This is a genomic window from Waterburya sp., from assembly GCF_058530065.1.
Window position 1 is genome coordinate 1 of the sequence record NZ_JBZNBU010000445.1, and the last position, 9521, is coordinate 9521.

Genomic DNA, 9521 nt, shown 5'->3' on the forward strand with positions numbered 1-9521 from the left:
CAAGACTAGAAAACATACGCGCTCGTTACAATCGATTGCAACTTCAATTAAATATGAGTTGGCAAGAGGCTTCTGCTATGAGTGCCTTGAGTCAATCTCTAGCAGTTCAGAGGGTCTTAGAACAACTACAAGAAGTCAATGTAGCATTAGCTCAAAAAAGAAATTATTTATCGGAAAATACACCGCAAATTATCGCTTTAAAAGACGAGCAGGTAGATTTAACCAACTTGTTAGACGAACAAATAGCTCAAACTTTAGGTGAAGGACAGCAAAATATTATCAAGAAAGTTAATATTCTCAGTCTGGGCGATTTAAAACAAGAACAAATTGCTGAATTTGCTAATTTGGGTTTGCAAAAAGAAGGGTTAGAAAAACAACTAGCAAACCTTGAAAATACCTATGCCTCCTACAGACAGAGGTCTGATACTTTACCAGCATTGCAAGAGCAACAAAGAGAATTAGAACGTCGTGTTAAAGCTGCTCAATCTACCTATCAAACTCTTTTAGCAAAATTACAAGAAACTAGAATTGCCGAACAACAAAATATTGGTAATGTACGGGTAGTATCGGAAGCAGATGTTCCAGAGGAAGAAGTCGGACCCAGAAAGAAATTGATTGTGGGGGGTGCTGGGATAGCTGGTGCTTTGCTAGGAATAGGAACAGCTTTTATTTTAGATATACGAGACAAAACAATTAAAAATACCGATGAAATCAAGCAGATATTTCCCTATTCTGTGGCTGGTTTTATTCCTGATTTGAATAAAATTAATCAGAAAAAACAACCATTATTGCCTGATAGTTCGATGTCTAATCTTCCTCAGTTTGCAGCTACTTGCATTGCCGATCCTTTTGTTAGGGAAGCTTTTCATAATATTCAAATTGATTTAGGTTTGTTAGATAGCGAAATAACGAATAAGGTTATGGTTATTACTAGTGCAACAACAGGTGAAGGTAAATCTTCTGTGGCTGCTAATTTAGCTATTGCTCAAGCTCAATGTGGTAAAAAAGTTTTATTAATAGATGGAGATTTGCGTTGTCCCACTCAACATACTTTATGGAATGTTGCTAACGATTTTGGATTAAACGATGTTTTAGAGCAGGAAACTGAATGGCATGATTCTTTACATCATGTTATGGAAAACTTAGATCTCATTACTTCAGGTACTAGAAATCAACATCCAATTGCCTTGTTCAATTCTTCATTTATGGAGATTTTAATTATAAGTTTGTCCAATCATTATGACAGTGTAATTATTGACACCCCTCCTTTAGTAGGTATGTCAGATAGCAAAATTTTAGGTAAGTTAGCAGATGGATTGTTATTTATCACTCGTCCTGGATTAGCAAATTATGCAAGTGTGTTAGCAGCCAAAGAAATATTAGCAGATAAAGATTTAAATGTATTAGGAATAGTAGCTAATGGGGTTGATTTCGATCTAGAAACCTATGGTAGTAATTACTATTATGCTGATACAAAATATCTGGAAGCAATGAACAGCAAAAATGCTGCTTAAATTTTAAATGTTTAAAAAATTCAAAGCGGTGGAGCGAAAATTAAATCCAAATATTAGAAAAGTTATTCACAATGTAAGTTGGCTTTCTGGCGAGCGGTTACTAAGCATGACCCTCTCTTTTTTCGTCGGAATTTATGTAATTAGATATCTTGGTCCAGATAGCTTTGGCAAATTGAGCTATGGTATAAGTTTTGTCTACTTATTTTCCGCATTGTCTAAGTTAGGTTTAGACTCGGTGATTATTAGGGATTTAGTTCGGTATGAAGATCGAACTAATAAAATATTAGGTACATCTTTTATTATCAAAACTATTGCTTCCCTGGTGACCATTGCCACAATTATCTTGGCGGTATGGACAGTTAATCCAGATCCACAAGTACGATGGATGACATCAATTATTGCTTTGAGACTTGCATTCGATCCGTTTGAAGTAATTGATTATTGGTTTCAATCAAAGACTTATTCTAAACCAATTGTAATTGTTAAAGTTGTTCGTATATTTTTAGTATCTTTAGCGAAAATTTTAGTTGTATTTTGGCAATTACCTTTAATTGTTTTTGCTTGGTTAGTGCTAGCTGATTTTGCCGTAGGAGGTATTGGTACAGTAATAGTTTATTTCAAGGAAAAGCAAACTACATTTAGCTGGCTATTTAATCGTCAGTTAGCTATTGAACTCCTAACAAGTTCTTGGCCTCTAATTTTTTCCAGCATTATGATTTCTATTTATTTAAGAATCGATCAAATTATGTTGGGTAATATGACCAACGATGTGGAAGTAGGAAATTATGCTGCTGCAATTAAATTTTCGCAAATTTGGGGCTTCATTCCCGTATCTATCTGTTCTTCTGTATTTCCAGCCATAGTAAGAGCAAGAGAAAAAAGCCGAGAGGAATATCATAATAAGTTACAAATACTTTTTGACTGTATGGCTTGGCTATCATTCTTAATTGCTTTACCAATAACGTTTTTTGCCAAAGACATGGTTATATTTCTTTTAGGAGAACGGTATATAGAAGCAGGGCAAATTTTGACTTTTCATGTCTGGGCTAATGTATTTATTTTTCTCAATTTAGCTCGTGATAAATGGTTGATGGCTGAAAATTATACTAAACTAAGCTTTTTGGTCACATCATTAGGTGCAATTAGCAATATTCTAATTAATTTGCTCTTAATTCCCGAGTATGGTGGTACGGGGGCAGCTATAGCTACTATTATTTCTTATGCTATTGCTTCTCATATCTGTGGTATTTTTTGTCCCCCAATGTGGCAAGCAACTTGGATGTTAACTAAGTCTCTATTTATTCCATTTCGTTGGCGTCAAAATAGAACTTATTGGAATTTTTTGAAGGGAGTTATAGGAAAGCAGACAACATAGCAAAACTCGCTATCTTTTTTATAGAAACTGCTTTTTTAAGCTGCCAAATTATTGATTAAATTATTAATCAAAGCACTTGAGATAGTTTTATTCATATGACTAGTACAAATTAATCAAAATAATGAAAATTTTAGCTATTAGTACTTCTGATATCAAAGGAGGAGCTTCTCGCGCTGCATATCGTCTTCATCAAGGATTAAAAACTATTAATAATCCATCGCAGATGTTAGTTCAAGTCAAATATAGTAGCGATCCCGATGTCTTAGGGTCTAGTTCTGCTTCTGGAAAAGGACAAATAATTAGTGGTCTGAGAATAAATGGCGATAAATTACCACTAAAAATTTTTGGTCATCAAAGTATTGCTACTTTCTCAACTCATTGGCTTCCCAACTTCTTTATCGATCGCGTAAATCAAATCAATCCAGATATTATCAACCTCCATTGGGTAAGTGGAGGTTATCTTCAGATAGAAACTTTAGCTAAATTAAATAAGCCTTTAGTTTGGACGCTTCACGATATGTGGGCATTTACGGGGGGCTGTCATTATAACCAACAATGCGATCGCTATACTGCATCTTGTGGTATGTGTCCTCAAATAAAAAGCACAAAGGAATCAGATTTATCGCGCTGGATCTGGAAACGAAAAGCAAAAGCCTGGAAAAACTTAAATCTAACCATTGTTACTCCTAGTAATTGGTTGGCAAATTGTGCTAAAGCTAGTTCTCTATTTAAAGACAGGCGGATTGAGGTTATTCCTTATGGTCTCGATCTTAATACTTTTAAACCAATAAATTCGAGGGTGAGTAGAGAACTTTTAGGATTACCACAAGATAAACAACTGCTTTTGTTTACATCCCTCAAAGCCACCAGTGACAAACGCAAAGGATTTCATTTATTACAATTAGCATTAGAAAAGCTAAAGCAGACTCAAAACCCAGAAAATATTGAGCTAGCGATCGTGGGGGCTTCTTCATCTCAAAATGCTCCAGATTTTGGCTTTAAAACTCATTATTTGGGTACGCTAAATGACAATCTTACTTTAGCACTTACCTATTCAGCAGTAGACGTTTTTATTGCTCCTTCCATTCAAGATAATTTACCAAATACTGTACTCGAATCTCTGGCTTGTGGTACTCCCTGTGTCGCTTTTGAGATTGGTGGGATGCCCGATATGATCGACCATCAACAAAATGGCTATTTGGCTCAACCTTATCAAATTGAAGATCTAGCCAAGGGTATTGCCTGGATTTTAGAACATCCTGAAAGATATCAACAATTAACTAAAAATGCTCGTCATAAAACCGAACAAGAATTTCCTTTACAGTTACAAGCTACTCGATATATGGATTTATTCAATGATATTTTAAAGCAATAATTAGACATTGATAATTTTATAATTTTTAAATTACTAGTTAGGATAACAACCAAGCTTGGAGAAAATAAATGCAAAGCAATGTAGGGAAGACTTATTTGTCGCCGAAATTAATTGAGTCTTGTGAATGGGGAATTAATATTTTATTTATTCTTTATTTTTTGTCTATCTCTTTACCTTCCCCAGTATCTTCACTGCTGAATATTTTGAGTTATCCAGTAGTCGCTCTTTTAGTATTATCGCAATGGAAAAAGATTGCTTATTTAATTAGCCAAGATTTAGCATTGCTGATTTTAATTCTCATAGCAGTTTTCTCAGTAACCTGGTCGGTAGCTCCAGGATCTACTTTACCTAGTGCTAGAGGATTAATCCGCTTAAGTATTTATGGGGTTTATTTAGCAGCCAGATATTCAGTTAAAGATCAACTAAACTTAATAGCAATAGTCTGTATGCTAGCGGGACTACTTAGTGTCTTGATAGCAGTTGGAACTCCCCAGTACGGAACGGAGGTTCTTCAGGGTAAAACTGTGTGGAATGGTATATTTCCCCACAAAAATTTCTTATCCCGAGTCATGACTATGTCTAGCGTTTTATTTTTAAATTTACTTGGTAATGGTGGTAAACTCAGTCAAAAGATGATTGCTTTTTTTGGGGTAATTTTATCCATATTACTGGTAATTTTGACTCAAAGTAAAACAGCTTTGTTGGCGTTAATTTTGATATGTTCTTTATCAACTGTCCATATAATCAGTAAGCAAAAATTTAGAATTAAAACTATCCTGTTTGCTAGTGCAAGTTTAATCTGTTTTATTATGACTTTATTAGTCTTGGGAAATATTGAATATATCTTGGTGGATTTGTTAGGTAAGAATCTTGAATTTAATGGAAGACTTCCCTTATGGCAATTGGGATTAGATAAAGCATTTGAAAGACCTTGGTTAGGTTATGGTTATGATGCTTTTTGGAACTCTGACGAATCTCTTTACGTAATTAACAATAGCTGGGGTCAATCGTTTGCCGATAGCGATACTACTTCAAATTTCAATATTCACAATGGCTATCTAGAGGTTTTTATTTCTTTAGGCATATTTGGTATATCAGTGTTTCTTTTTTGCTTTTTTCGAGATTTAATTAAGGCTTTTATCTTGGTCAATGTTAAAAAGAATAATGAATCCTTTTGGTTTCTACAATTTTTAGTTTTTAATTTAATATTTAATATGGCTGTTGGCAGTACAATTTTAACTGCTAGTAATGTACTTTGGAGCATATATGTATCAACATCTTTTTCAATTACCCTTAACTTTAAGAATCTCAAAAAACGATCGCTAACCAGAATAACCACTGAAAAATATGTCCCTCATTCTTAATGCTACAACTTTAAGACTAGTTGCTGATACCTAGAATTTAATATTTAAACCCCTCGAATGGAGAATGTGATGACATTACCAAATTTTTTTTTGATTGGTGCTGGAAAAGCAGGAACTACAGCACTTTATGAATATCTTACTCAGCATCCGCAGATATATATGAGTAAAGTCAAAGAGCCTAATTTTTTTGCTTTCATGGATGAAAAAGTTAATTTTTCAGGACCAGGAGAAGATCGAGCTATTAATAAAACATCGATCGCTAACTGGGATGATTATTTGGCTTTGTTTAAAAACGTCACCCAAGAGAAAGCTATTGGAGAAGCATCTCATTGGTATCTTTATAGTGAAAAAGTAGCAGATAGGATTAAGAAATATATTCCTCAGGCGAAGCTCATTGCAATTCTTCGCGATCCTGTCAAAAGAGCATATTCGGATTATATGCACTTTGTACGTGAGAATAGAGAAACTTGTGATAATTTTCTAGATGCAATTCAAGAAGAAAATAACCGCATTAATAATAATTGGGGCTTTGGTCATTATATAAAACGAGGATTATATTATGACCAAGTAAAAAGATATTTAGATACATTCGATCCCAGTCAAATCAAAATCTATCTCAATGAAGATTTGCAGGCCGATCCTCAAATGTTGTTAAGTGATATTTTTGAATTTTTAGAGATAGATAATACTTTTAAACCCGATACTAGTTATCGACCTAATGTTTCGGGTATACCTAAAAATAAAATTTTACATAGTTTGCTAGGGCAATCTAGTCTTATTAGAAAAGTAGTCGAACCAATAGCTTCTCCAGAGCTAAGAAAATTAGCAATTAAATTGAAAGGTAGTAATTTAGCACGACCTCCTCTAAATTTAGAAATACGTCATAAGATAATTCAAGACTTTTTTGTTGAAGATATTTTGAAACTACAGGATTTGATCGGTAGAGATTTATCTACATGGCTGACGTAAGCAATATTCGAGGTATATTATTGGGAATAATAAAAGGAAAATCGTATATGGAGAATCAAACCACCACAAAAAACCTGTCTTACAATCAAACTAATTATTTAGACAAAGCTGAACCTCGGATTTTACTATTTGACCTAAATCATTTGGGTCATCATCCAGGCTACATTCAACATTTAGTTGAATATTGGAAAGCTAAAAAACTATCAGGTAGCCTTGATATCTTAGTGACTCCTTCTTTCGTTCAGTTACATACTGAGATTGTTGCCATAGCAGAAACAAGCGAGTTAAAAAATATTAATTTTATTACTATTTCTCCTGAAGAAGAAGCATCAATATCTTCTAAATCTACTGCCTTAAAACGTGCATTTCATGCTTTTAATGAATGGAAAATACTTTGCAAGTATGCAAGTAAACTGGAAACAACCGAATGTCTTATTATGTATTTTGATTCGATTCAGTTTCCCCTATTTTTAGGATTAAAACCACCATGCAGCTTATCTGGAATTTATTTTAGACCACTCTTTCATTATAGCGATTTTATTGATTTCACACCTTCATTACGAGAAAGATTTTGGCAGTGGCGAGACAAATTATTTTTGTCTAAAATTTTGAAACAACAGTGTTTTAAATCTTTATTTTGTCTGGATCGATTTGTAGTCGATCCCATTAAAGCAATTAATAATTCGGTAAACACTGTCAGCTTATCAGATCCAGTTCAAGTTTATGATGATTACCAAGTTAAAACTGAAGAATTAAAACGAGAATGGTCAATAGAATCAGAACGAACTGTTTTTTTAATGTTTGGGGTCTATCGTCCTCGCAAGGGAATTGAAGAATTATTATCAGCAATTGAACTTCTGCCTACAAAGTTAGCCGAAAAGGTTTGTCTTTTATTAGTAGGTCCAATTGGTGCTGAATCGATAGTTAAAAATCATGTCCAAACTATTCAACAGAAATTACCAGTTCAAGTTGTTTCTCATACAGATTTTATCGCCGACCGTGAAATTCAACCCTATTTTAAAGTTTCAGATGTTATCCTCGCTCCATATCAGCGACACATTGGCATGAGTGCCATTTTAGTTCGTGCAGCAGCTGCTCAAAAACCCGTACTAAGTTCTAATTATGGTCTGATGGGAGAATTAGTCAGACGCTATCAACTTGGTATTGCAGTGGATACTGAAATACCGACCGAAATTGCTAAGGGACTAAGCCAATTTATTAAGCGATCTCCTCAAGGTTGTGGCGATATCAATAAAATGAAAGATTTTGCACGGCAAAATACTGCTGAAAAATTTGCAGCTACGATATTTAATAATATAAATTTATAGATTAGATGCTCGACAATATTGACAGTGACGATTTAAAAATAAAACAATTATTTATTGCTTGGGTTGCTTTTCAACGCCGTTCTTTATCGATGAAGAACTATTTTGATTACGAGCTTAAATTTATTACTTTTGCTTTTAGAAATCGTTTTTTGAGACCGTTAGAATATCTCTACAAAACATTTATTACTTTTTCTTTTTTCATCAAAGAACGACCAAATATTATTTGGATTCAATTACCGCCTAATGTTTTACTTCACTTAGTCTATGTCTATAAAACAATTTTGAATCGCCAACTATCAATAGTTGCTGATTGTCACAATGCAACTTTTAGAGCGCCCTGGATTAAGATACCAGGAACAGTTTGGTTATTAAATAGATGCGATCTGGTTTTAATCCATAATGATTCGGTCAAACAACAAGCTTTGGATAGTCATATTGATGCTGACAAAATTTATGTTCTGGAAGATCCTCCTGCATCACTCAAATCCAACATTGAAGAACCAAATGAATTGCATTCTACTCCTAAAATAGTTTGTCCCTGTTCTTTCAATCGTGACGAGCCAATAGCCGAAATCTTAGATGCAGCGAGATTGATGCCAGAGGTTACAGTTACAATTACTGGCAATTACAATCGCGCCCGAGGAATTCACGATCTTAGTGACGTACCAGACAATGTAAAGTTAACTGGATTTATATCTACTGAAGAATTTGATTTACAAATTAGCCAAGCAAATGCAGTTTTAGGTCTAACCAAGTTAGATGGTATTCAGCTTAGTGTTGCTAATGAAGCACTTGGTGCTTCTAAGCCGATGATTTTGGCAGGCACTACAACTCTGAAAAAGCTATTTTATAAAGGAGCAGTGTATGTAGATCCTTTACAAGCAGATTCAATTGCGCAAGGATGTCTGAAGGCTATTGCCAAACAACAGTTGTTAAAAGAAGAGGTCACAGAGTTGCGTTTAGAAAAAGAATTGAGTTGGTTTAAGCAGGCGGAGTTAATAAAATCCACCTTGATTAATAGTTAATTGTATTTTTTATTTTAGATGTATGAATTTACGATCGCGATTGCTCTACCCAAGTAAAAAAGCTGTTCATTTCTCTAATTGTGGCAATCTTTAACTTTTTATTTTCAGATAGTTGACGTTTGGATTGCGAAATATTTTTATTTTTAACTAGAAAATCGTAGTTTTGAGGATTATCAAAATAAGGATTTAGCCATTTTGCATTAGTTTCCTTAGTTTGCTGAGACCAATTTTCTAAATTGGTCATATTGGTTGTTTGAAATCCTAACCCAAACGCTTGTTTGTTGGTTGAGAAATAAATATTATTCAATCCTGTATAACCTTGTCGGACAAAATTTTCATATATTTGAGGATTACCTCTGGCTTGTACGATTAAATTTTGGTTAGGATTTGACTGAAAAACAATATTATTCTTAAATTTTGTCTTACCTAAAAATATCGGTGTTTCTGGTTGACTAGTATTGTCTAGTATTTCAGTCACCAAATCTTTGTAGGTTCTAGATTTATCTGAAGTGACATGGATGTTATCTCCACTTCGATCCATATATAAAATACTGTTGTTTAAGGTAATATC

At 33.9% G+C, this 9521-nt stretch carries 8 protein-coding genes; 7 read left to right on the plus strand and 1 reads right to left on the minus strand.

The annotated features are described in order from the left end of the window. The 7 genes from AC33VI_RS23510 to AC33VI_RS23540 form a co-directional block, all read left to right on the plus strand. Positions 1-1514 (plus strand): GumC family protein (locus AC33VI_RS23510; RefSeq protein ID WP_491784684.1); only part of this gene is annotated, 1514 nt, incomplete at its 5' end. Positions 1515-1521: 7 nt separating this feature from the next. Continuing rightward, positions 1522-2889: a flippase gene (locus AC33VI_RS23515; protein ID WP_491784685.1), complete on the plus strand. Its 1368-nt coding sequence runs from the start codon at positions 1522-1524 to the stop codon at positions 2887-2889. Between the two features lie 121 nt (positions 2890-3010). After that, positions 3011-4264: a glycosyltransferase family 4 protein gene (locus AC33VI_RS23520; protein WP_491784686.1), complete on the plus strand. Its 1254-nt coding sequence runs from the start codon at positions 3011-3013 to the stop codon at positions 4262-4264. Between the two features lie 68 nt (positions 4265-4332). Further along, positions 4333-5628, plus strand: a complete 1296-nt coding sequence (locus tag AC33VI_RS23525; RefSeq protein WP_491784687.1) for an O-antigen ligase family protein — start codon at positions 4333-4335, stop codon at positions 5626-5628. A 69-nt stretch (positions 5629-5697) separates the two neighbouring features. Further along, positions 5698-6597: a sulfotransferase family protein gene (locus tag AC33VI_RS23530; protein ID WP_491784688.1), complete on the plus strand. Its 900-nt coding sequence runs from the start codon at positions 5698-5700 to the stop codon at positions 6595-6597. After that, positions 6585-7925: a glycosyltransferase gene (locus AC33VI_RS23535; protein ID WP_491784689.1), complete on the plus strand. Its 1341-nt coding sequence runs from the start codon at positions 6585-6587 to the stop codon at positions 7923-7925. Before AC33VI_RS23530 ends, AC33VI_RS23535 begins: the two co-directional genes overlap by 13 nt. A gap of 5 nt (positions 7926-7930) precedes the next feature. Then, positions 7931-8950 carry a glycosyltransferase family protein gene (locus tag AC33VI_RS23540; RefSeq protein ID WP_491784690.1) on the plus strand — a complete coding sequence of 340 codons (1020 nt, stop codon included), beginning with the start codon at positions 7931-7933 and terminating at the stop codon, positions 8948-8950. A gap of 28 nt (positions 8951-8978) precedes the next feature. On the opposite strand, the gene AC33VI_RS23545 is transcribed toward AC33VI_RS23540, so the two are convergent. After that, on the minus strand, positions 8979-9521 hold a 543-nt coding region (locus AC33VI_RS23545; protein WP_491784691.1), incomplete at its 5' end, for a hypothetical protein.